The 23,125-nt window shown below is 52.8% G+C and carries 18 protein-coding genes; all 18 read right to left on the bottom strand.

Annotated elements, in window-relative coordinates; translation table 11 throughout:
- Positions 1 to 259 precede the first annotated feature (259 nt).
- Entirely contained in the window at positions 260 to 1,312 is a 1,053-nt protein-coding gene (locus ACK8P7_RS04130; protein ID WP_410042963.1) for an NAD(P)H-dependent flavin oxidoreductase, read from the bottom strand.
- Positions 1,313 to 1,503: 191 nt separating this feature from the next.
- Positions 1,504 to 1,884 (bottom strand): PqqD family protein, encoded by a 381-nt coding sequence (locus ACK8P7_RS04125; protein ID WP_410042962.1) that lies wholly within the window; start codon positions 1,882 to 1,884, stop codon positions 1,504 to 1,506.
- A 10-nt stretch (positions 1,885 to 1,894) separates the two neighbouring features.
- Entirely contained in the window at positions 1,895 to 3,814 is a 1,920-nt protein-coding gene (locus ACK8P7_RS04120; RefSeq protein WP_410042961.1) for an OPT family oligopeptide transporter, read from the bottom strand.
- 282 nt (positions 3,815 to 4,096) lie between these two features.
- Positions 4,097 to 6,274 (bottom strand): Tex family protein, encoded by a 2,178-nt coding sequence (locus tag ACK8P7_RS04115; RefSeq protein ID WP_410042960.1) that lies wholly within the window; start codon positions 6,272 to 6,274, stop codon positions 4,097 to 4,099.
- A gap of 327 nt (positions 6,275 to 6,601) precedes the next feature.
- Positions 6,602 to 6,835 carry a hypothetical protein gene (locus tag ACK8P7_RS04110; RefSeq protein ID WP_410042959.1) on the bottom strand — a complete coding sequence of 78 codons (234 nt, stop codon included), beginning with the start codon at positions 6,833 to 6,835 and terminating at the stop codon, positions 6,602 to 6,604.
- 282 nt (positions 6,836 to 7,117) lie between these two features.
- A complete protein-coding gene (locus ACK8P7_RS04105; protein ID WP_410042958.1) occupies positions 7,118 to 8,704 on the bottom strand; it encodes an aminotransferase class I/II-fold pyridoxal phosphate-dependent enzyme in 1,587 nt (528 codons plus the stop codon).
- Complete coding sequence (scfB, locus tag ACK8P7_RS04100; RefSeq protein WP_410042957.1) at positions 8,691 to 10,085, bottom strand: thioether cross-link-forming SCIFF peptide maturase; 1,395 nt, start codon at positions 10,083 to 10,085, stop codon at positions 8,691 to 8,693. Before scfB ends, ACK8P7_RS04105 begins: the two co-directional genes overlap by 14 nt.
- Before the next feature lie 116 nt (positions 10,086 to 10,201).
- Positions 10,202 to 10,348, bottom strand: coding sequence for a six-cysteine ranthipeptide SCIFF (gene scfA / locus ACK8P7_RS04095; RefSeq protein ID WP_410042956.1), 147 nt, complete (start codon positions 10,346 to 10,348; stop codon positions 10,202 to 10,204).
- 69 nt (positions 10,349 to 10,417) lie between these two features.
- Positions 10,418 to 10,921 carry a DNA-deoxyinosine glycosylase gene (locus ACK8P7_RS04090; RefSeq protein WP_410042955.1) on the bottom strand — a complete coding sequence of 168 codons (504 nt, stop codon included), beginning with the start codon at positions 10,919 to 10,921 and terminating at the stop codon, positions 10,418 to 10,420.
- Positions 10,922 to 10,999: 78 nt separating this feature from the next.
- Positions 11,000 to 11,776 carry an enhanced serine sensitivity protein SseB C-terminal domain-containing protein gene (locus tag ACK8P7_RS04085; RefSeq protein ID WP_410042954.1) on the bottom strand — a complete coding sequence of 259 codons (777 nt, stop codon included), beginning with the start codon at positions 11,774 to 11,776 and terminating at the stop codon, positions 11,000 to 11,002.
- A 118-nt stretch (positions 11,777 to 11,894) separates the two neighbouring features.
- Positions 11,895 to 12,767, bottom strand: coding sequence for a gluconate 5-dehydrogenase (locus tag ACK8P7_RS04080; RefSeq protein WP_410042953.1), 873 nt, complete (start codon positions 12,765 to 12,767; stop codon positions 11,895 to 11,897).
- A gap of 298 nt (positions 12,768 to 13,065) precedes the next feature.
- On the bottom strand, positions 13,066 to 14,493 hold the full coding sequence (locus tag ACK8P7_RS04075; protein WP_410042952.1) for an APC family permease: 1,428 nt from the start codon (positions 14,491 to 14,493) through the stop codon (positions 13,066 to 13,068).
- Between the two features lie 112 nt (positions 14,494 to 14,605).
- Positions 14,606 to 15,925 carry a M18 family aminopeptidase gene (locus ACK8P7_RS04070; protein WP_410042951.1) on the bottom strand — a complete coding sequence of 440 codons (1,320 nt, stop codon included), beginning with the start codon at positions 15,923 to 15,925 and terminating at the stop codon, positions 14,606 to 14,608.
- A 212-nt stretch (positions 15,926 to 16,137) separates the two neighbouring features.
- The gene (locus ACK8P7_RS04065; protein ID WP_410042950.1) at positions 16,138 to 16,686 is read right to left on the bottom strand and encodes a shikimate kinase; all 549 of its coding nucleotides are present in this window, start codon (positions 16,684 to 16,686) and stop codon (positions 16,138 to 16,140) included.
- A 103-nt stretch (positions 16,687 to 16,789) separates the two neighbouring features.
- The gene (gene ppdK / locus ACK8P7_RS04060) at positions 16,790 to 19,423 is read right to left on the bottom strand and encodes a pyruvate, phosphate dikinase (RefSeq protein ID WP_410042949.1); all 2,634 of its coding nucleotides are present in this window, start codon (positions 19,421 to 19,423) and stop codon (positions 16,790 to 16,792) included.
- A gap of 277 nt (positions 19,424 to 19,700) precedes the next feature.
- The gene (locus ACK8P7_RS04055) at positions 19,701 to 20,402 is read right to left on the bottom strand and encodes a response regulator transcription factor (protein ID WP_410042948.1); all 702 of its coding nucleotides are present in this window, start codon (positions 20,400 to 20,402) and stop codon (positions 19,701 to 19,703) included.
- Positions 20,403 to 20,405: 3 nt separating this feature from the next.
- The gene (locus ACK8P7_RS04050) at positions 20,406 to 21,452 is read right to left on the bottom strand and encodes a sensor histidine kinase (RefSeq protein ID WP_410042947.1); all 1,047 of its coding nucleotides are present in this window, start codon (positions 21,450 to 21,452) and stop codon (positions 20,406 to 20,408) included.
- Positions 21,453 to 21,619: 167 nt separating this feature from the next.
- The gene (locus ACK8P7_RS04045) at positions 21,620 to 23,014 is read right to left on the bottom strand and encodes a glycine--tRNA ligase (RefSeq protein WP_410042946.1); all 1,395 of its coding nucleotides are present in this window, start codon (positions 23,012 to 23,014) and stop codon (positions 21,620 to 21,622) included.
- Positions 23,015 to 23,125: the final 111 nt, after the last annotated feature.

The raw sequence follows: 23,125 nt of genomic DNA, 5'->3' as shown, positions 1-23,125 counted from the left end.
TCTGTGTATTAATCGATCTTTGATTTTCAAGGTTCGTTGTGCTCTCGTCTCGCGACAGCTTGTATATATTAGCAAGCCGTTTCGTTCGTGTCAAGCACTTTTTAAAATTTCTTTTTGTCATTCGCTTGCGATGGATCTTTGTGTCCGTTTCGCTTGCGGCGACAGTTGCATACTTTAACAGACAAACCAGGGCATGTCAAGCGTCATTTTCACTTTTTTCAAAATATTTTCAGGGTGTCAGAAGGGGCGGCATACCGTTTTATATCTCTCCTGCTACATCCTGAATGATGTCTTTTACGTGTTCCATCTTTGTGAGCCGTTCGACGTTGGCGCCGGAGAAGAAGAGCCCGTGCTCTACGTCGCCGAGTACGGCGTCTGTGAGGGCCTGTGTGATGCAGCATTTCGTTTCTGCCGGATTGCATACGGAGATGCAACGGTAGCAGTGGGTTGGGGCAACGCGGCCCTCCTCTTCCATGCGCTGAAGGAGCGGGGTGTACACGGCGCGTCCAGGCATACCGACCGGGCTCTGAATGATACGGAGATCTTCTGCCTTTGCGTTCAGAAGGACATCCTTATAGGCCTGAGAGGCGTCGCATTCATAGCTTCCGATGAAACGGGTGGCGAGCTGCACACCAGCCGCTCCGGCCGCCTGCATTGCCCGAAAATCGTCATGGTCCCAGATACCGCCCGCGGCGAACACAGGGATCGGATGGCCTGCAGCTTCCTCAAACGGCTTCAGTGCCGAAATGAGCTCCGGGATGATGTCTTCATTTCTGCGGCATCTGCCTTCCTGCAGATCCGCACGATCGAAGCCGAGATGTCCGCCGGCTTTGTATCCTTCCATCACAACGAAATCAGGATAGCGCTTATATTTCCGCTGCCACATGCGTATGATGACCGTCGCCGCCTTCGCGCTCGAGACGATCGGGGCGATCAGCGCGCTTCCCTCCGGTACAAATTCCGGCAGGTTCAGTGGTAGACCCGCACCGCAAATCACGGCATCGATGCCTGCCTTTACCGCTGCGCGGATCGCATCGCCAAACTGGCGTGTCACGACCATCGCATTGATGGCGATGAGGCCATGCCCGCCGGCGATGTCCTTCGCCTTTCGGATTTCCTTCTCCAGCGCACGCAGATTCGCCTCCTCCGGATGCTGCCTGAAATCCGGCTCGCGGAAGCCGACATCGGCTGTGCTGATACAGCCCATGGCCCCTTCCCGGGCCACAGCGCCTGCGAGTCCGCCCAGCGACACACCGACGCCCATTCCGCCCTGTAAAAGCGGCACCATCAGTTCCTTCGTTCCCAGTTTCATCTCTTCTCCTATAAAGCCTCGAATATTTTAGTTAAATTTATTTAACTATATAATCATAATGGAGCTTCATTTGATTGTCAAGACATCGATGGTGATACGCTTCGTTCTGCCTTTCCTGCCGGACCCCTCAGCGGCACTATTCCAAAAAAGGCAGCGGAGTCTCCTCCACTGCCTTCAGAGCATATTCTGTTTTATCTCACATCCGGCTTCAGCCAGAAGATGAAGTCATAGCTTTCGACGATTTCAAAGAATTTCAGCAGACGTTCATAGAGAGGCTCCGCCTTCTCTCCGAAGTGTGCGTGGACCGCCTGTGCGATGCCTGCCACGTTCGTTTTTCCATCCAGCTGCTGCCAGATATAGCTTCCCGTTTCGTCCAGATGGACATAGGAGATGCGTGGTTTTCGGAAGAGCTTCTGCATGATGGTATTCATCGCGCCCTTATTCTCGATACTGAGGGTCACGAGTCCATCCTCGCCCATCTTCCACTCTTTGATTTTCTGAGAGATCACCGGTACATAGCTGTTGTACAGTGCGATGGTCTCGTCTTTACTAAGCTTCGGCTTTTTACCCATAGAGAATTCCTTATGCGTTCTTCCTGCCGCCAAGTGTGAACTTGAACACAAGAAGAATCATCACCGCAAATACGACTGCAGAAGCGATGTTGCCAGCGCCTGCGCTGAGGTTCAGTACACCTGCCATGTTGATCTTATCGGATACACCGATAACAGCAAGAATCGCCAGAACGATGCCGACGAGACCCTCACCGGCGATCATACCAGAGCAGTAAAGTACGCCACGATTGGTTACTCTGGTCTGCTCCTGCTCGGAAGCATACTTCTTACGATCGAAGTACAGACGAACGAGACCACCGATCATGATGCATGCGTTGAGCTGAACCGGAAGATAAACACCGATGGCAAACGGAAGCACCGGGATACCGAGGATCTCAACCACACATGCAAGAACGACACCCACGATGACCAGACTCCATGGAAGCTTACCACCCATAACGCCCTCAACGATCATCTTCATGAGGGTTGCCTGTGGTGCACCGAGCTGCTCCGAGCCGAAGCCCCAGGCTGCATCGAGGAGGTAGAGAACACCACCGATGGCGATCGCCGATACGATGGTACCGATGATCTCACCATACTGCTGCTTGATCGGTGTCGCACCTACGAGGTAACCGGTCTTCAGATCCTGTGAGGTATCACCGGCGATGGCTGCTACGATACAGATCACCGTGCCGATGGCAATCGCAGCCTTCATGCCTGCTGCACCCTCTGCGCCGGTGGCCTTCAGGATGATGGTGGAGAATAGAAGTGTCGCAATCGCCATACCGGATACCGGGTTGTTGGAAGAACCAACGATACCAACCATGCGGGATGAAACGGCCGCAAAGAAGAAACCGAAGATCGCGATCAGGACTGCGCCGCCGATACCAACCGGAACCTGCGGGAGAACACCGGTCAGAACGATAAGAACTGCAAGACAGATGACAACCACCTTCATGCTGATATTCTTATCTGTACGAAGCTCACTTCCACCCTGGCCACCTGCGAGTGCCTTCATGGAATCACGGAAGGTGGTCACGATCATCGGAAGAGACTTGATGAGCGAAATGATACCACCGGTTGCCAGTGCGCCGGCACCGATGTAACGGATGTAGCTACCCCAGATGGCGCTCACACCACCCTGTGCAAACATCTCACCGATCGGCGCTGTGCCAGGATACAGCACGGCGTCTGAACCGAACATAACGATCAGCGGAATCAGCATCATCCAGGAGATGACACCACCGCAGAACATATAAGAAGAAATCTTCGGTCCGCAGATATAACCTACAGAGAAGACCGCCGGGTAGATCTGGGTACCTATCTGGCCCTTGAAGCTGCCGAGACCGGTACTCGGTGTGTTGATCTCACTCGGAACGAGGCCGAGACCGTCGATGACGAACTTGAAAGCAGCAGAAATTCCGAGACCCGCAAATACAACGGAAGCGGAATCGCCACCCTCCTCACCAGCGAGCAGTACCTCTGCACAGGCCTGACCTTCCGGATACGGAAGTGTGCCGTGCTCCTTCACGATCAGCGCGTTACGAAGTGGTACCATGAAGAATACACCGAGAAGACCGCCGATGAGACAGATAATCATGATCTCTACGAGATTCGGCTTCTCCATGAGACCATCCTTCGCCCACAGGAACATCGCCGGAAGCGTGAAGATCGCGCCGGCAGCCAGTGATTCACCGGCGGAACCTACGGTCTGAACGAAATTGTTCTCGAGAATAGAATCACGATGAAGAATCACACGAATGACACCCATCGAGATAACGGCTGCCGGGATCGAAGCGGACACGGTCATACCAACTCGTAATCCCAGGTAAGCATTGGCTGCACCAAAGATCACGGCGAGAATGGCACCCATAATGATCGAGAAAGCGGTCATTTCAGGAACGATCTTCTCAGCCGGGATAAATGGCTTGAACTGTTCTTTGTTATCCATTTGATAACCCCCTAATAAAAAATATCACGGCCAATTATAACACATATAACTGTTATTACAATCGATTTAAATTTTTAATGTCGGAAAGTGTTACAATTCAACGTGCTAATACATCTCGGTATCCACGGTGTCCGCAGGCAAAAATCCGGCAGAGCCCCGGAGGGCTATGCATCCGGCGCATTCGGTCCTGCCGACGGTTCAAGAATTAAGCAGGGCCCCGGAGGGATGACTTCTGTTGCCTTCCCTCCGGAGCCCTGCTTGATTTTCATCGCTATGCCGCCCTTAGCGGTGCTGGTCTACGCCTTTCATCGTGAGTGAGATCTTTTTCCGTGTCTTATCCACCGACAGCACCCGGACGCGAACGATGTCGCCGACCTTTACGACGTCGAGCGGATGCTTCACAAATCGATCCGCGAGCTGCGAGATATGCACGAGTCCATCCTGGTGCACACCGATATCGACGAACGCGCCGAAATCCACGATATTTCGAACGGTTCCCTGAAGCTCCATCTCCGGCTTCAGATCATCAAAATCGAGCACATCCGAGCGAAGCACCGGTGCCGGTACATCCTCCCGAGGGTCACGTCCCGGCCGGATCAGCTCCTGCACGATATCCTCGAGCGTATAGACACCGACCTGTAGCTGTTCTGCCAGTGCCGGAATCGAGCTCTTCGCAGACTGCAGCTTCGCCGCCAGCTGCGCATTCTTCCCACTCTGAAGATCCTCCTCCGTATATCCCATCGATGTGAGAAGTGCCTTCGCAACAGCATAGCTTTCCGGATGCACCGCTGTGTTATCCAGCGCTTCCTTTCCATTCCGTATCCGCAGGAAGCCGGCACACTGCTCGTATGCCTTCGGGCCGAGCTTCGCCACCTTCAGGAGCTCCTTACGGGAGCGAAAGGCGCCCTTCTCCTCGCGGTAGGCGACGATGTTTCGTGCGATGGTCTTATTGATGCCTGACACATACGACAGGAGCGCGAAGCTTGCGGTGTTCACATCGACACCGACGCTGTTGACGCTGTCCTCGACGACACTCGACAGCTGCTCACTCAGCTTCGTCTGGTTCATATCATGCTGATACTGTCCGACACCGATCGACTTCGGATCGATCTTAACAAGTTCTGCCAGCGGATCCTGCAGCCGTCGCGCCATCGAGGTCGCCGAGCGCTGCCCTACATCGAAATTCGGGAACTCCTCTGTCGCAAGTGCGGACGCAGAATAGACAGACGCCCCCGCCTCGTTCACGATCACATACTGCACTGGCAGATGATCCTTCTTTATATAATCTGCGATGATCTGCTCGGATTCACGGGAGGCTGTACCATTGCCGAGTGAAATCACATCCACATGATACTTTCGGATCAGGTCTTCGATGGTCCGCATCGCCTCCTCCACGCGGTTCTGCGGTGCCGTCGGGAAAACCACCGTCGTATCCAGCACCTTTCCGGTCGGATCCACCACCGCGATCTTACAGCCGGTACGGAAGGCCGGATCCCAGCCCAGTACGGTCTTTCCGCTCAGCGGGGCCTGCATCAGCAGCTGCCGCAGGTTCTCACGGAAGACCTGAATCGCTCCATCCTCTGCCCGATCCGTCAGATCATTCCGGATCTCCGTCTCGATCGACGGCCCGATGAGCCGCTTATAGGCATCAACACAGGCCTCGCGAATATAGGACGCACTCGATGGATGCTGTTCTGCGCCCATCTTCTGCGCCATAAAGTGAAGAATCTCCGCCTCCGGCACCTCCAGCCGGATGCTGAGGATCTTCTCCTTTTCACCACGATTCAGTGCCAGAACACGGTGGCCCGGAATCTTACGAATCGGCTCTGAATATGCATAGTAGTTATCATATACGCTGTGTTCCGCAGCCTGCTGCTTCGTCCGGGCAGCGGATACGATGCAGCCCTCCTCCACACTCTTCCGGCGGATCCAGGCACGCAGCGCTGCACTATCCGACATCGTCTCTGCGATGATATCCTCTGCGCCCTGGATCGCCGCCTTTACATCCGGTACTTCATGCTCCGCATCGACATACTTCTCCGCCTCCACCGGAACCGCCGGCTTCCCCTGCCCCGAGAGAATGTAAAGCGCCAACGGTTCCAAGCCACGCTCACGGGCGATCATCGCACGGGTGCGACGCTTCGGCTTATATGGACGGTAGATATCCTCGAGCTTCACCGCCGTCTCTGCTTCCTCGATTTCCTTCCGCAGGGCAGCCGTCAGCTTTCCCTGCTCCTCGATCGAGGCGAGAATCGTCTCCTTCCGCTCCTCCAGATTCCGAAGATAACGCAGACGCTCATCGAAGGCACGCAGCACGTCATCGTGCATCGCACCCGTCGCCTCCTTGCGGTAACGTGCGATAAACGGGATCGTATTTCCCTCATCGATCAGTCGGATGACCGCCTCCGTCTGCCAGGTCTTCAGTCCGAGCTCCTGCGTGATTTTTTCTACTATTTTCATATATAAAAACCTTTCTCACTTTTTCCGCAGGCAACGCTCGACAGCCTCTCTCGCTACCTGCTGCCATGATCCTGCCCTCGTTTTTTCTGTTATAATGACGCTTTTTTCAGCACGGACATTATAACATGATTTTCCTTCGCACTAAACCTATCTTCTCCAGATGGCAGCGTCTCGGATACAGACGCGGCATCAGCATCCTGTAGTTTCTCCATCTATTCAAAAAACAGAACGCGCCCAGCACTGCACTTTTTCATGCAGCGATGGGCGTGTATATATCATATGATGCAGCTTCAGCTGGTTTTTCTGCCGAAGCCTGTCGATGTCTTCTCAGACGGTATCCGCCAGCCGGGACTCTACAATCCGTCCCATACGTCTGTAAAACGCTGCGCGATGACGCTGGCGCGCACGCTCCCGGTCAATCTCATACAGCAGATACACACTGCCCGCGCTCAGGACATAACCGATCCAGCGCACCTGGTGGAACTCACACAGGGATGCCATCACGCCCATCCCTAAAATAATCATCGCTACCAGCTCGAAAGTTTTCAGATTAATTCTCATGTGCTCTGCCTCCTTCATCAACTGTCCACATCATAACACGGCACGTTTGTTTTGTAAACAGTCGTTTGCAAATATTTGTTCTGAAAATGTATGTTTGTCATAACAGTTCGGGTCCCCACATACATGATCTGTTATTGTTTGCCTTACAGGTATAAAGATAGCATGCAGCTATGCAAAAAATTGCACATCCGCATGCTTTTACGTAAGATGCTGAAAAACCGGTGGCACCGCCACCGGTTTACAGCCTGTTTATATGTTTTTATCACAGACAGCAGGAGCACTTCATACCTGCGTGAGACAGGCGACCCTTCCATGCACAGCTTCCGAGCGCGAATAACGAAGTTCATCATATCGCTTATCTGCCTGCTGCAGGTAGCGGACCATCGCCTCGGTGATGCGTTCCCCCGGTACCAGAAGTGGAATCCCAGGTGGGTAGCTATAGACATACTCTCCGGAAACGCGTCCCTGGAGCGCCGCGACCGGCACCATCTCCACAGCCGCTTCCACCGCCTCGCACGGAGTCTGTACCATTTCCTTCGGTGTCGCCTCCTGCAGGCTCGGGATGTCCACCATCGCGAGGCGTGCCGATTCAGCGCTGTTTCGCACTTCCGCCATCGTATCGGTCGCACATTTTCTCCGTACGGCTTCTCTTAAGGCGGACATATCCACATCCGTCCACGTGCCATCCACCAAAGTGCGTACCGAATCTGCATTTTCATCCTCATCCAGTACCTGGTCGATCATCCGGAGCGCCTCTGCGAAACGCGGAAGCTCCGCAAAATCGTCGCCCGGCCCGGTCATCGCGAGCGCATAGCCCGGCTGCGCCATCTCCAGCTCATAGTGAAAGTACATCCGCAGGAGATCCATCATCGCATAGCCGCTGAGCCGCGTCGCGCTGCAGTCGATCACGAGCTTACTCGGATCAAATGCATAAAACGCATGTGCATTCACCGCATCTTCACCATGGCAAAGCACGCGCAGGTGTCGAAGCGACCGGATCGTTTCATCGAAGGCCCGAAGTGCTACTGCCCAGTCCATAAAACACTGCCGTCCCTCCTGCTCCATCCATTCGGTACAGCCCGCCAGCGACAGCATCAACGGATACGATGGCGAAGAGCTTTCAAATATCGACAGCTTTTCCTCGATGACGCTTTCCGATACCCGCTCTCCACGCAGGTGAAGATACGCCGTCTGCGTCATGCCCAGCAGGGTTTTGTGTGCCGACTGCACACTGATGTCCGCGCCCTGGCGGGTCGCACTGTCCGGGAAGCCCGCCTCCGGCACGAGACCGAGATGTGCGCCATGTGCTTCATCCACCATCAGCGGGATCCCATGCTGATGACAGAGATCCGCGATGCGCCGGATATCCGAAACCACGCCCTCATAGCTCGGACTCGTCAGTACCACCGCGCGGCTCTCCGGATACTCGTCGAGCAGTGCTTCCACCGCCTCCGGCCGGATGCTGTCGAAAATGCCGGTTGCCGGATCCATGGATGGCCAGAGCCAGTGCGGATGCGCATGGCGAAGCTCGATCGCATGGAACACCGAACGATGGCAGTTTCGCGCGACGATCAGTTCTCCATCATAGGGCACGATAGCAGAAACACCTGCGAGATTCCCGCAGGTACTTCCATTGACCAGATACCAGCTTCGGTCCGCGCCATGCAGTGCACTCGTTCGCGCCATGGCGTCCTTCAGGATCCCCGACGCATGATGGAGGTCATCCGTCCCGGAGACCTCCGTCAGATCATAACGCAGAACACACTCCGGTACGACCGCCACGCGGCGCTTATGCCCCGGCATATGCATCGGATAATACTGCTGATTCAGATACTGATCCAGCTGATCTTTCAGATTATGCTTCTTCATCTGCTTCCTGAGCCATCTCGGCCTCCGCTACCTTCATCATGAGCGCACACTCCATCCGCTTACGGAAGAGCTTACAGCCATACTCATAGACACCGTGGATATCACCGGTAGCATGCAGGGCATTGGCTGCGCAGCCGCCGGCACAGTACATACGTGCCCAGCACTCCTTACACTCCGGACGGGAGTAAACATTGCACTCCTTAAACTCATCACGGATGTTCTCATGCTGCACACCATCCCAGATGTTACCGAGCTTATACTCCGGATCGTTTACGAACTGATGGCAAGGATAGAGGTCGCCCCAGGCAGTCACGGCCATATACTCCGTTCCTGAACCACAGCCGGACACACGCTTGTACACGCATGGACCGTGCTCGAGATCGATCATGTAATGATAGAAGGTGATCGGCTTACCGTCCTTCTCACGACGCAGCATATCCTTCGCGAGAATCTCATACTGCTCGTACAGAACCGGAAGGTCCTCCTCGGTCAGCGCACTCGGGCTGGACGGATCAGTGACAACCGGCTCCATAGAGAGCTCGGAGAAGCCGAGATCATCCGCCATGTGGAAGATATCGTTTGTAAAATCCGTGTTGTAGTGGGAGAAGGTTCCGCGCATATAGTAGCTCTTATCACCACGGGACTCGACGAACTTCTGGAAGTTCGGCACGATACGGTCATAGGAGCCGCGACCTGCACGATCGACACGGAAGCGGTCATGGACCTCCTTCCGTCCATCCAGTGAAAGAACGACATTGTAGCACTCCTTATTCGCCCACTCGATGACCTCGTCCGTCAGCTTGACACCGTTTGTCGTCAGCGTGAAGCGGAAGTTCTTATTGTGCGCCTTCTCGATGGAACGCGCGTACGCCACGGTTTCCTTACAGAGCTCGAAGTTCAGCAGCGGCTCACCACCGAAGAAATCGACCTCGAGATTCCGACGGTTTCCGGAATTCTCTACCAGGAAGTCGATCGCACGCTTAGCGGTCTCGATGGTCATGATCCCTTCCTTACCATGAAACTTTCCCTGGGATGCGAAGCAGTAGCTGCAGTTCAGATCACAGGTATGTGCCACGAGGAGGCAGAGTGCCTTCACCACCGTGGACTGCTGCTTGAGATAGCCGGCGGTCTTCTCATAGACATCCTTCGTAAAGAGCTTTCCCTGCTCCGTCAGCTCATGGATATCCGCGAAGGTATCCGCGAGCTCCTCCGCCGATGCTTCCGGATGCATCGTGCGAAGCTCTTCCGTCGCTGCCTCTTCACTCATGCCGCTGTCGATCAGATGGATCGCATCATAAGCCAGGTCGTCGGTCACATGAACGCTTGCGCTGTATACATCGAGAACGATGTTATAACCATTGAGTTTATACTGATGAATCATGAAATCTCCTACTCTAATGATCGAAAAACGATCAGAAAATCGATACAAAAAACCAAAATCGATAAGCAATAAAAAACCGGGGCTGTTCATGCCCCGGTCGATACACGAACCTGATATTAAGCGTTCTTGTTCTCACACTGCTGGTTAGCGATACCACAGCTGGTCTTGCAAGCAGACTGGCAGGATGTCTGGCACTCGCCACAGCCGCCCTTCTCCTCGGATCTCTTCATATCTCTTGTGTTTAATGTCATAATATGCTTCATAGAAATACCTCTTTCCTAACAGTAACTGTTATGTAATATGCCCATAATACATTTCCTTACATAAGTAAGTCAAGAATTATTTGCGATGATCTGCTGATATTCCGTCACCAGACGCTCAAAAGATACCGCACAGTTCGCCGGCGACGTCGACGAAAGCTTCACCGCATGGATACCGGTCCGCGGGTACTGATACTTTTCATAGTACTTATACGAGCTCGCACCCGTGCAGAAGATGCGCGTGATCTTCGTCTTCTTCAGGAGTCCCTCGATGTCCGTCGGAACCGGATTTCGGATGCTGGCATCCGATGCGCCCACGATATCGCACTCACTCAGCGCATCCCAGAGGGCGATGTGGTGACGCCGCATCATCGCGGACTTCTCCTCGACACTTTCGGGCAATGTCTCCGCCAGCACTGTCGCCATAACCCTCCAGAAACGATTCTGCGGATGTCCGTAGTAGAACTTCATTTCCCGCGACTTCGGCGAAGGAATCGAGCCCAGCACCAGCACCTCCGAATCCGCATCATACAGCGGTCCGAACGCACGGTGATCCACATGTGTCAACTCCGCCATCCGCCCCTCCTTTCGCCTGATCCGTCATTTTCATGCATTTTCCCCATTCAGAAGGAATCAATGCCTGCTGCTTCCGGCTTACTGCTCGACGATCTTAAACGCTCTCTGATAGAACGGCTGCTGACCCTCGATCGCCTTCGCCGCGATCGGCGCACGTGCCGACAGAAGTGCCACAGAGCGTCCACGGCTGGCACGACGTGCCGCTGCCATCAGTCTCGGGAAGGTCTCATCCATCGAACCGATGTGACGAACGATAACGCAGTAATCCGTGTGTCCATTGCGGACCATGTCACGGATGTACCCCGCCGCCACATTACGATCGCTCCGCATCGCACCGGTCAGTGCATTCAGAAGATCCGCTGTCGTCTGATCCTCCCGGACATTCTTGAAAATGATGTCTTCGTCTGCGCTGGACTTCTCACCCTCGAGTCCGAGCTCAGCGCCCTTGATCTTCGTGCGAAGATCGATGATCATCTCACGGGCGACGATGAAATCATCCGTACCCGGGTTCAGAACGAAGCCGTAGATCTGCCGATCGTTCATCGCGATATCGGCCGCCTCCTCGAAGCTGTGCTTCACGCTCTGTACCGGCTCGCTCTTAAACCATGCCTTCAGATTTGCCCGGCTCGTGAATACCATGTAGAAGTGTGCACCGTCCTTGTTTGCGGTGACACCATACAGAAGCTTACGCTCACGTGCCTTCTCGCCGACGATACGTACCGGCATGATGAACTCAGCACCCGCCATCTCCTCCATCACGATCTGCTCCGCACCTGTGTTTTCACCATTTGATGCCTTCAGTGTATGGATCGCGTCAACCAGCTTCTGGTTGGCTCTTTCAGTATAATCTGCCATATATAAACCTCCTGGTTTTCCTGTCTGCCTTCTCTCATGCAGTGTAGCATATTTTCTACTAAAAGAAAACGAGAGACTGCCGCAGCAGTCTCTCGTGAACGTATCCAGAAAACCAAGATCAGTGATCTGCTACCTTGATATCCTCAACGCCTGTAACGTCCTGGAACTTGGACTCATCGAGCTGGCTAGGATCCTGACCGATGTACGCGAGGATACCACCATCGATGTATACGACCTGACCGTTGATGAAGTCAGATGCCGGAGAAGCGAGGAATACAGCGAGACCCTCGAGGTCCTCTGTCTCGCCCCAGCGCTGTGCAGGTGTCTTCGAACGGATGAAACGATCAAACGGAGCCATGGAACCGTCTGCCTGCTTTGCACGAAGCGGAGCAGTCTGCGGAGTAGCGATGTAGCCCGGTCCGATCGCGTTACACTGAATGTTGTACTGACCATACTCAGAGCAGATGTTCTTTGTGAGCATCTTGAGGCCGCCCTTGGCAGCTGCATAAGCAGATACCGTCTCACGACCAAGCTCAGACATCATGGAGCATGCGTTGATGATCTTGCCGTAGCCCTTCTTGATCATGCCTGGAAGGACAGCCTTTGCGCAGAGGAAAGGACCGGTGAGATCGACATTAATAACCTGATCCCACTGCTGCTTCGTCATCTCAACCATCGGGATTCTCTTGATGATGCCGGCATTATTTACCAGGATATCAACACCACCGAACTTCTCCTCGATATCCTTCACGAGTGCGTTTACCTGCTCCTCGTTCGTAACATCACATACGACACCGTATGCATCGATGCCGAGCTTCTGGTACTCTGCGATACCTCTGTCTACGAGCTCCTGATTGATATCATTGAAAACGACCTTCTTTGCGCCAGCCTCAGCAAATGCCTTCGCATATGCAAGACCCAGTCCATAGGATGCGCCGGTTACCCATGCAACCTTGCCATCAAGTCTGAACTTATCAAGAATTCCAGCCATAACAAATCTCCTTTTTCTTCCATTTTTCTTACTTCTATGTTCTCAGGCACGATGCCTGAATACATCCATACCAGCATCATCATAGTTGATTTGGTACCCCGGTTCAAGCCTTCACAGGCACTCTTCACAAAGTTTGTGAATGTTGCGGTAAACCGGTTCACTTTTCTTGTCAAAATTTGCCAAGATGCAGATTTCTCTACATCCTGGCAAAGCATTTTGTATCTGTTTTCCTATAGATGCTTTCCGGGCATACGCCATGATGCCTTTCGCTGCATCCTCTCTTTCAGCATATGAAGGATCAGGCCTTCGCTGCATCCTCTCTCTTCTTCAGAATCGGAAGGATGATACCGAGTGCTGTCAGTACGCACGGTGTGATGATGTTGAGACACATGGTGAACAGGTCTTCATCATAAACACCGAGCAGACAGCTCGCCGCGGTCACGAAGAAGCACCAGCAGCCGAAGAACATAGCCACGTTATGATTCTTCACGAAACGATACTCCGGCTTGAACCTGTCCTCCGCCTTACGAAGTGCGATGTACGCTGCAAATACCCAGAGATAACGCATCGGCATACATACGGAGTTCAGCTTGGTGAGCTGCTTCAGAACGGTCGCTGCACCAGGAACGAAGGACTGTACGAGGATGATAGCACCGGAAAGAACCGCAACCATCTTGATACCGTTGACATAGGCACCCTTATCATTCTGTCTGAGAAGCTTCGACGGGATAAACTCACGCGCATCCTCGTTGTCAAACAGCATACGAAGCGGTGCATCGATACTGATGACAAGCGTGGAAAGCTGACCTACCGCGTTGCAGAGTGCGTAAATGATCATCAGGCTGTCACCCATATGATAGTACTCGCCCAGTCTCTGGAATGCCCAGTAGGAACCGTTCGAGTTATAGGAGTTGAAGCTCTCCTTGGACTCGTTGATGATGGTCGGATCGAACATCATGCCCATCGCGATGGTACCGAGAATCGCACAGATCACAACCATGATCGCCAGGCTAATCATCGCACGCGGGAAGCCCTTGCTCGGGTTCTCTACCTTATTAACATACGGAGAGATCTTCTCACAGCCACCGACAGCGAAAACCAGGATGGACAGGGAGGTGAAGTACTTCCAGTCGAAGGTCGGAACCAAGTTCTTCGCACTGAAATCCAGTGTCACGAAGGAAGAAGCCGGATTGATGGCACGCGCACCGAACATCATGATGATGTAGAGGATGGACATGATGAACATGCTGGTACCTGCCAGTGTCGCCATCTTCTTCAGCGGGTTCAGACCACGGCTTGCGATATAGCAGAACAGAATCAGGATACAGAAGGTGATCAGCTGTACTGCCAGTGTAGGGAAGGTATCGTATGCTTCCGCGTTACGGAACACAGCCCAGCTCAATGCCTTCAGACCACCGGAGGACTTACTTGCGATGTAGGTGATATGGCATGCCCAGTAGGTCCAGCCTGCATAGTACGCAAGCTTCGGTCCTGTCGTCTTCAGAATCCATGAGCTCACACCACCACCGGACTCCTTAAATGCGGAACCCAGCTCACCGACCATCAGTGCGTATGGTACGAAGTAAAGCGCAAACATGAGGATCCAGCTGAAAATAACCTGGATACCGTTTAAGTAGATGAAGCCGTTCAGTACATTTCCGAAGCCCCAGACCGTCGAAAACGCCATGAACGCGAGCGTCGTCCATTTAATGTGTTTTGAATCCATATGTATACTCCTTTTTTGTTGTTTAGCGAAACGAATTCAGATTTCGCTTTGTTTTGAAAGCCCGGTGATCAGCATTCGCCTGTTCCACGGGCTCATCCACACATGATCATGATCAGAAGATCAGTCTGTAATTGCCGTCCCCGTTTCCTTCAAAGCTCGAGCTGAACAGTACCCGCGCCGCCTCGATCAGATACGCGGTATCCCGCGCACCGGCCGTCTCATACGGAGAGTGCATCGCGAGCTGTGGCAGTCCGATATCGACGGTGTTCAGCGCAACCTGCGCCTGCGAAATATTTCCCAGCGTCGAGCCGCCGAGCATATCGGAGCGGTTGGTGAAGGTCTGACATGGCACAGCTGCCTTCTTACAGATCGCGCGCATCACAGCGCCGGAAACACCATCGGTCGTATACTTCTGGTTCGCGCTGTACTTGATGACGATTCCCCGGTTCATATACGGGCGGTTGGTCGGATCTGCCTTCTCGGCATGGTTCGGATGCACGGCATGTGCATTATCTGCAGATACCATGAAGCTCGAAGCGATGCTCATGAGGTACTGCTCCTCGCTGCGTCCCATCGCGCGGCTGATGCGCTGGAGTGTATCTTTCAGGAAGGTGCTGGCGGCACCCTGTTTCGTACCGGAGCCGACCTCCTCGTTATCATAGACACAGTGAACAGCGATGGACTGTTTCAGCTCGGCCGCGAGGAAGCCCTTCAGAGATGCAAATGCACACTGGAGATCATCCAGACGTCCACTTGCGATGAACTCGCCATGGAGGCCGAGCGTCGTTCCCTTCATGCGGTTATACAGGAAGAGATCCGTATCCAGGATGTCCTCCACCTGCACAGCTGCCTCGTCTGCGATCAGCTGCATGAACTGGTTCTTCTCCTCACCCTGCTCACAGAACAGCGGCAGCATATCCACCTGTGCATTAAATGCATAACCGTCATTGACCTGACGATTCATATGGATCGCCACGTTCGGAATGATGAGAAGATCCCGATCAACATTGACCAGCTTCGTCGCGATGCCCTCCTCCGTCTGAACGACTACACGACCGGCAACGGAAAGCGGACGATCCAGCCATGGTGCACAGAGCATACCGCCATACTTCTCGACATTCAGCTTGACATAGCTGTTGTCCACGACGATCTCTGCGTTCGTCTTGATCTTAAAAACCGGTGAATCGCAGTGGCTCGCCATGATCTGGAAGCCCTTATACTCACCCTCCGGTATACGAAAGGCGATGATGGCCGAATCGTTCCGTGTCACATAGTAGCCATGGCCCTCGGACAGTGTCCACGGGCAGCCCTCATAGAGGCGGGTGAAACCGGCGTCCTCGAGTTCCTTCTGCATATTGGCTACTGCATAAAATGCATTCGGGCTATGATCCAGAAAATGGAGCAGTTCCTTATTCACTTCCTGATGATTCATTTTCTATCCTCACAATCTGTGTAAAACATGACGATTATTCGCGAGTAGAATATGTCTTATTCGTGAAAATTATATTATAGCTTCGTTAATTTCGCAACAAAATTATAAAAAAATTATAAACTGGCGCAGAATAAGCGCCAAAAGCAGCATACAAAAACCGCGTTATTGCGCACTTTTCAACACAATAACGCGGTCCTGTACTATTTATATAATTATGAGAAATCCTTCATTTTCTGCATAATTTCACAGCAGATCGTCTCCACATCCTTCCCGTCCGTCGCGACGCATATATCCGCTGCCGCCTCATACGCCGGCCGGCGCTTCTCCTGCAACATACGGATATACGCGACATCCATATGTCCGTTCAGGATCGGACGATCCGCAGAATCCTTCACCCGAAGGAGCGTCGTCTCCGGGGTCGCCGTCAGAAAAACAATGATGCAGGATGTACGCAGATTTTTAACATTTTCCGGATTCATCACGAGACCCCCGCCACAGGAGATCACCGCCGCATGCACATCCTGAAAACGCAGCACCACGTCGTGCTCAAGCTGCCGGAAATACGCCTCTCCATCCGTCGCAAAAATCTCCGTAATCGGGCGTCCCTCCTGGCGCACGATTTCCTGATCCGTATCGATCTCTGTCAGTCCATACAGTGCTCTGAGTGCATGTGATACTGTCGTTTTTCCGGCACCCATAAAACCGATCAGCGCGATGTTTTTCATTTCTTCTTTATTTAGTCCGCTATGATCTCCAGCCATAATTCCCCCCTGTCCATACCTGTGCACGATATAAAACACCGGAGAATGTCGAGGACAGTCTCCGGTGTTTATCATCACTTATTTAATCCACGATCCTGTGAAATTACTTTCTCGGATTGTTGATCTCAGCCTGTGCTGCTGCAAGTCTTGCTACCGGTACACGGAACGGTGAGCAAGATACATAGTCGAGGCCGATGTTGTGGCAGAACTCTACAGAAGAAGGATCGCCGCCGTGCTCGCCGCAGATACCGCAGTGGAGGTTCGGGTTCACCGGCTTACCAAGCTTCAGTGACATATCCATGAGCTTACCAACACCCTTCTGATCGAGCTTTGCGAACGGATCCTGCTCGTAGATCTTGGTGTCATAGTAGCTGTTCAGGAACTTACCGGCATCATCACGTGAGAAGCCGAAGGTCATCTGTGTAAGGTCGTTTGTACCGAAGCAGAAGAAATCAGCCTCTGCAGCGATCTCGTCAGCTGTAAGAGCGGCTCTCGGGATCTCGATCATGGTACCAACCTCATACTTGAGCTCAACGCCAGCCGCTGCGATTTCCTCGTCTGCGGTCTTTACGACGATGTCCTTCACGAACTTGAACTCCTTCACCTCGCCAACGAGCGGAATCATGATCTCCGGAACGAGGTTCCAGTCAGCATGTGCCTTCTTTACCTCGATGGCTGCACGGATGATCGCCTGTGTCTGCATAACTGCGATCTCAGGATAGGTTACGGTCAGACGACATCCTCTGTGACCCATCATCGGGTTGAACTCATGGAGACCGGTAATGATCGCCTTGATCTGCTCAACCGTCTTGCCCATCTTCTCTGCAAGTGCCTTGATCTCCGGCTCCGTGGTCGGAACGAACTCATGAAGAGGCGGATCCAGGAAACGAATGGTAACCGGGTTGCCTTCCATGGACTCGAAGAGCTGCTTGAAATCATCCTGCTGATACGGCTCGATCTTCTCGAGTGCCTTCTCACGCTCTTCTACCGTATCCGAGCAGATCATCTCACGGAATGCTTCGATTCTCTCCGGGTCGAAGAACATGTGCTCTGTACGGCAGAGACCGATACCCTCCGCACCGAGCTCACGTGCCTTTGCAGCATCGCGCGGTGTATCCGCGTTGGTTCTTACGCCGAGCTTTCTATACTTATCAGCCCAGCCCATGATACGACCGAAGTCGCCGGAAATCTGAGCATCTACGGTAGCGATCTTACCCTCGTAGATGTTACCGGTTGTACCATCGATGGAAATGAAATCTCCCTCCTTGATGGTCTTTCCGCCGAGTGTGAACTTCTTGTTCTCCTCATCCATCACGATATCACCGCAGCCGGATACGCAGCACTCACCCATACCACGGGCAACAACGGCTGCATGGCTGGTCATACCGCCACGAACGGTCAGGATACCCTCGGAAGACTTCATACCTGTGATATCCTCTGGGGAAGTCTCGAGACGAACGAGAATCACCTTCTCGCCACGTGCGTTCCATGCCTCTGCATCCTCTGCAGTGAAGACGACCTTACCACATGCCGCTCCTGGGGAAGCACCGAGGCCCTTACCCATCGGAACCGCTGCCTTCAGCGCATCCTTATCGAACTGCGGGTGAAGAAGTGTATCGAGGTTACGTGGATCGATCATCGCAACGGCTTCCTTCTCGCTTCTCATGCCCTCATCTACGAGGTCGCAGGCGATCTTCAGCGCAGCCTGTGCGGTTCTCTTACCATTTCTGGTCTGCAGCATGTACAGCTTACCGTGCTCAACGGTAAACTCCATATCCTGCATATCTCTATAATGCTTCTCGAGGGTCTCGCATACCTTTACGAACTCTGCGAATGCCTCCGGGAACTTCTGCTCCATCTCCTGGATGTGCATCGGCGTACGAACACCTGCGACAACGTCCTCGCCCTGTGCGTTCGTAAGGAACTCACCGAAGAGGCCCTTTGCACCGGTAGCCGGATCTCTCGTGAAGGCTACACCGGTACCACAGTCATCACCCATGTTACCGAATGCCATGGACTGTACGTTTACAGCAGTACCCCAGGAATATGGGATATCATTGTCACGACGATAAACGTTTGCACGTGGGTTATCCCATGAACGGAATACGGCCTTGATTGCGCCATAGAGCTGTGCCTTCGGGTCTGCCGGGAAGTCCTCACCGAGTGCTTCCTTATACTTCGCCTTGAACTGCTCTGCGAGATCATGAAGATCCTCTGCGCTCAGCTCGACATCGAGCTTTACACCCTTCTCTTCCTTCTTCTTATCGATCAGCTTCTCAAACTCGCTCTTGGAAACTTCCATAACGACATCTGAGTACATCTGAATAAATCTTCTGTAGGAATCCCATGCCCAACGTGGGTTACCGGACTTCTCAGAAAGAACCTTTACAACGTCCTCGTTAAGACCAAGGTTCAGAATGGTGTCCATCATACCCGGCATGGAAGCACGTGCACCGGAACGTACCGATACCAGAAGCGGATTCTCGTGATCACCGAACTTCTTACCGGTAATCTCCTCCATCTTTTCGATATGCTCGTCGATCTGACCCATGATCTCCGCATTGATCTCACGACCGTCCTCGTAGTACTGTGTGCAGGCCTCTGTCGTGATGGTGAAGCCCTGTGGAACCGGGAGACCGATATTGGTCATCTCTGCAAGGTTTGCACCCTTACCACCCAGAAGCTCACGCATGTCTGCGTTACCCTCCGTGAACAAGTAAACCCATTTCTTAGCCATCGCTTATCCTCCTAATCCTATGTATGTTGATGAGTGCATCTCTTAAAAAAAGGCCGTACACATGGACGGCGATCTCTGCAAAACGACTCATACGATTTAACCCATGTCGAGGAAAAATCTCTATTCGAATTATACTTTAGGAAAAATTGTTAGTAAAGTCTGAACAGAAAATGTAAACGTTTACATCGTGAATTATTTTTCCCACACAAAAAAGCCTAAGAAATTCCATCGTAAATCAAAGAATTTCAAAGGCTTTATAAATCTGGACAGCTCACGGTCAGACCTTAAAGCGGTATCCGACACCCCAGATGGTTTCGATATACTGTGGCTTCGCAGAATCCATCTCGATCTTCTCGCGGATCTTCTTGATATGCACCGTGACGGTCGCGATGTCACCGACGGAATCCATCTTCCAGATCTCCTTGAAGAGCTCCGCCTTCGTGTATACATGATTCGGATGCGAGGCGAGGAAGCAGAGAAGGTCGAACTCCTTCGTCGTAAAGGTCCGCTCCTCTCCGTTCACGAATACGCGGCGGGCACTCGGATCGATCTTCAGTCCATGAATCTCGATGACCCCGCTCTCCTCCCGGCCGCTGCCGACGAGACGTGCATACCGTGCCATGTGCGCCTTCACCCGTGCCACCATCTCCGAAGCAGAAAACGGCTTCGTCACATAATCATCGGCACCGAGACCAAGCCCTCGGATCTTATCGATATCATCCTTCCGTGCAGAAACGATGATGATCGGTATATCCTTCATCTCCCGGACCTCCTTACATACCTGGAAGCCGTCCTTTCCCGGCAGCATCAGATCCAGGATGATGAGTGCATAGTCGCCCTCCAGTGCCTTCTGAAGACCGGTATCACCATCGGATGCGATATCGACGGAAAAGCCGGAAATCTCCAGATAATCCCGCTCCAGCTCCGCAATCGACTGCTCATCCTCTATAATCAGTATGTTCTTCTTATCCTCATCCATAGTTTACGCCTCCTTCGGGCTCTTGATGTATTTACGTAAAACGAAATGAATCGTGGTTTCCTCGCCCTCCTTCGAGCTCGCCCAGATCCGTCCGCCACTGTCCTCTATGATCTTCTTCACAATGGAAAGGCCGATACCGGATCCCCCCTTCATCGAATTGCGCGAGCTGTCCGCCCGGAAGAAACGCTGGAAAATATACGGCAGATCCGAGCGGGAGATGCCCTTTCCGTTATCCCGAATATTCACCTGGATGAAATCCCCGGCATCCTCCAGACTCAGCGCGATCTCCTTTTCTTCCTTATCCATATATTTCACAGAATTCGAAATGATGTTACTGATCACCTTCCGGAGCTGCTCCGGATCCGCGATCATCTCCACCTCCGGGTCGATCGTATTGCGATAGCTGAATCGGATTCCCTGCGAATCCATATCGAGTCCGATCTCCTCCGCACAGTCCTGGAAATAATCCTTCACACAGATATGCTGAAAATCATACGGGATCTTATCCGACTCGACCTTCACATAGTAGCGCAGCTCGTCGATCAGGCGATCCATCTCCGCCGCCTTGTTGTTGATGGTCCGAATATACTTCCGCTGCATCTCCGGACTGCTGGCGACCCCATCGAGCAGGCCCTCGCTGTAGCCCTTGATCGCCGTCAGCGGCGTCTTCAGATCATGGGCAATGTTGGAGACCAGCTCACGGTTGGCTGTATCGTTTCGTATCTTCTCCTCCTGGGTTTCCTTGAGACGAATCCGCATCTCATCGAAGGCCTGCATCAGCTCACCGAACTCGTCGTTCGTCTCTGCTTCCAGCGTGAAATCGAGATCTCCGGACTCGATGCGCTTCGCCGCCGCCTTCAGCTCATCGACCGGACGCACGATCCCCATATAGATCCAGCAGATCAGAAAAAGACCTGCAAGAATCAGAATCGCCATATTCGTTCCCATCGTGATGTCTCCGCGGAACATCAGAAACATCAGCACCAGTGGCAGCACCGTGCTGACGAAGAAGCTGACGCCCACACGCCCCATCAGTCCTATATGCTTCATAAGCATTCTCTCCTGTTTCAATCCTCTTCTACTATACAGGATTATATTATAATTTCCATATGTTACGAATTTGTGAAGTAAACCTCCGTCGAGAGCCCAAACACTCCGTTTACCAAAAGGCCCACCCCGAATCCCGGGATGGGCCTCTATTCAGACGCTATAAAAACTTAGAATGCGAGCTTCTCCTCGAAGTAGCTCTTCAGCTGATCGATCGGAATACGCTCCTGTGCCATGGAATCACGCTCACGGATCGTGACGCAGTGATCGTTCTCCGAATCGAAATCATAGGTTACGCAGTACGGTGTACCGATCTCATCCTGTCTTCTGTAACGCTTACCGATGTTTCCACGGTCGTCGTACTCGACGTTCCAGTACTTCGCAAGCTCATCATGGATGGCCTGTGCCGGCTCTGCCAGCTTCTTCGAAAGCGGAAGGATACCTACCTTTACAGGTGCGATGGCCGGATGGAAACGAAGGACGGTACGCTCATCGCCACCCTCCAGCTCTTCCACATCATATGCTGCGCAGAGGAAGGCAAGGGTGACACGATCCGCACCGAGGGACGGCTCAATAACATACGGGATGTAATGCGTGTTGGTCTCCTCATCGAAGTAGGTCATATCCTGACCGGAGGTCTTCTCGTGCTGTCCGAGATCGTAATCGGTTCTGTCCGCGATACCCCAGAGCTCACCCCAGCCAAACGGGAAGGTGAACTCGAGATCGGTGGTTGCCTTCGAATAGAAGCAGAGCTCCTCCGGAGAGTGGTCTCTGGCACGAAGCATATCCTTCGGAATGCCGAGCGAAAGCAGCCAGTCAAGGCAGAACTGCTTCCAGTATGCAAACCACTCGAGGTCCGTATCCGGCTTACAGAAGAACTCGAGCTCCATCTGCTCGAACTCTCTCGTACGGAAGGTAAAGTTACCCGGTGTGATCTCGTTACGGAAGGACTTACCGATCTGACCGATACCAAACGGAAGCTTCTTACGGGAAGAACGCTGTACATTCTTGAAGTTTACGAAGATACCCTGTGCGGTCTCCGGACGGAGATATACGGCATTCTTCGCATCCTCTGTAACGCCCTGGAAGGTCTTGAACATAAGGTTGAACTGACGGATACCGGTGAAGTTATGCTTACCGCAGGTAGGACATGGAACCTGATGTTCCTCGATGAATGCTTCCATCTCTTCCTTCGACATCGCATCCGCGGAACCACCGATATCGATACCGTTTGCCTCTGCGAAATCCTCGATCAGCTTATCTGCACGGAAACGCTCGTGACACTCCTTACAGTCCATCAGCGGATCGGAGAAGGATGCGAGATGTCCGGATGCGACCCAGGTCTGCGGATTCATCAGGATCGCGCAGTCGATACCGACGTTATATTTGGACTCCTGAATAAATTTCTTCCACCAGGCTCTCTTTACGTTGTTCTTTAACTCAACGCCGAGATTGCCGTAGTCCCAGGTATTTGCGAGACCACCGTAGATCTCAGAACCCGGATAAACAAAACCTCTTGACTTCGCAAGAGAAACGATGGTGTCCATGGTGTAATTCTTTGGCATGTTTTCCTCTTTCTGTCGCCGGAGTGCGACCAAGAATAAAGTTAATCAGTACTGCGCCGATAGACGCTTCATCCAACTATACATCGGGACCGTCGAAAAATCCAGCCCCTG

The sequence above is a fragment of the Oribacterium sp. P9 genome (assembly GCF_046365365.1).
Taxonomy (GTDB): Bacteria; Bacillota; Clostridia; order Lachnospirales; family Lachnospiraceae; genus Oribacterium.
Note: the sequence above shows the minus strand (reverse complement) of the source record. Positions and strands in the feature narration are given on the sequence as shown.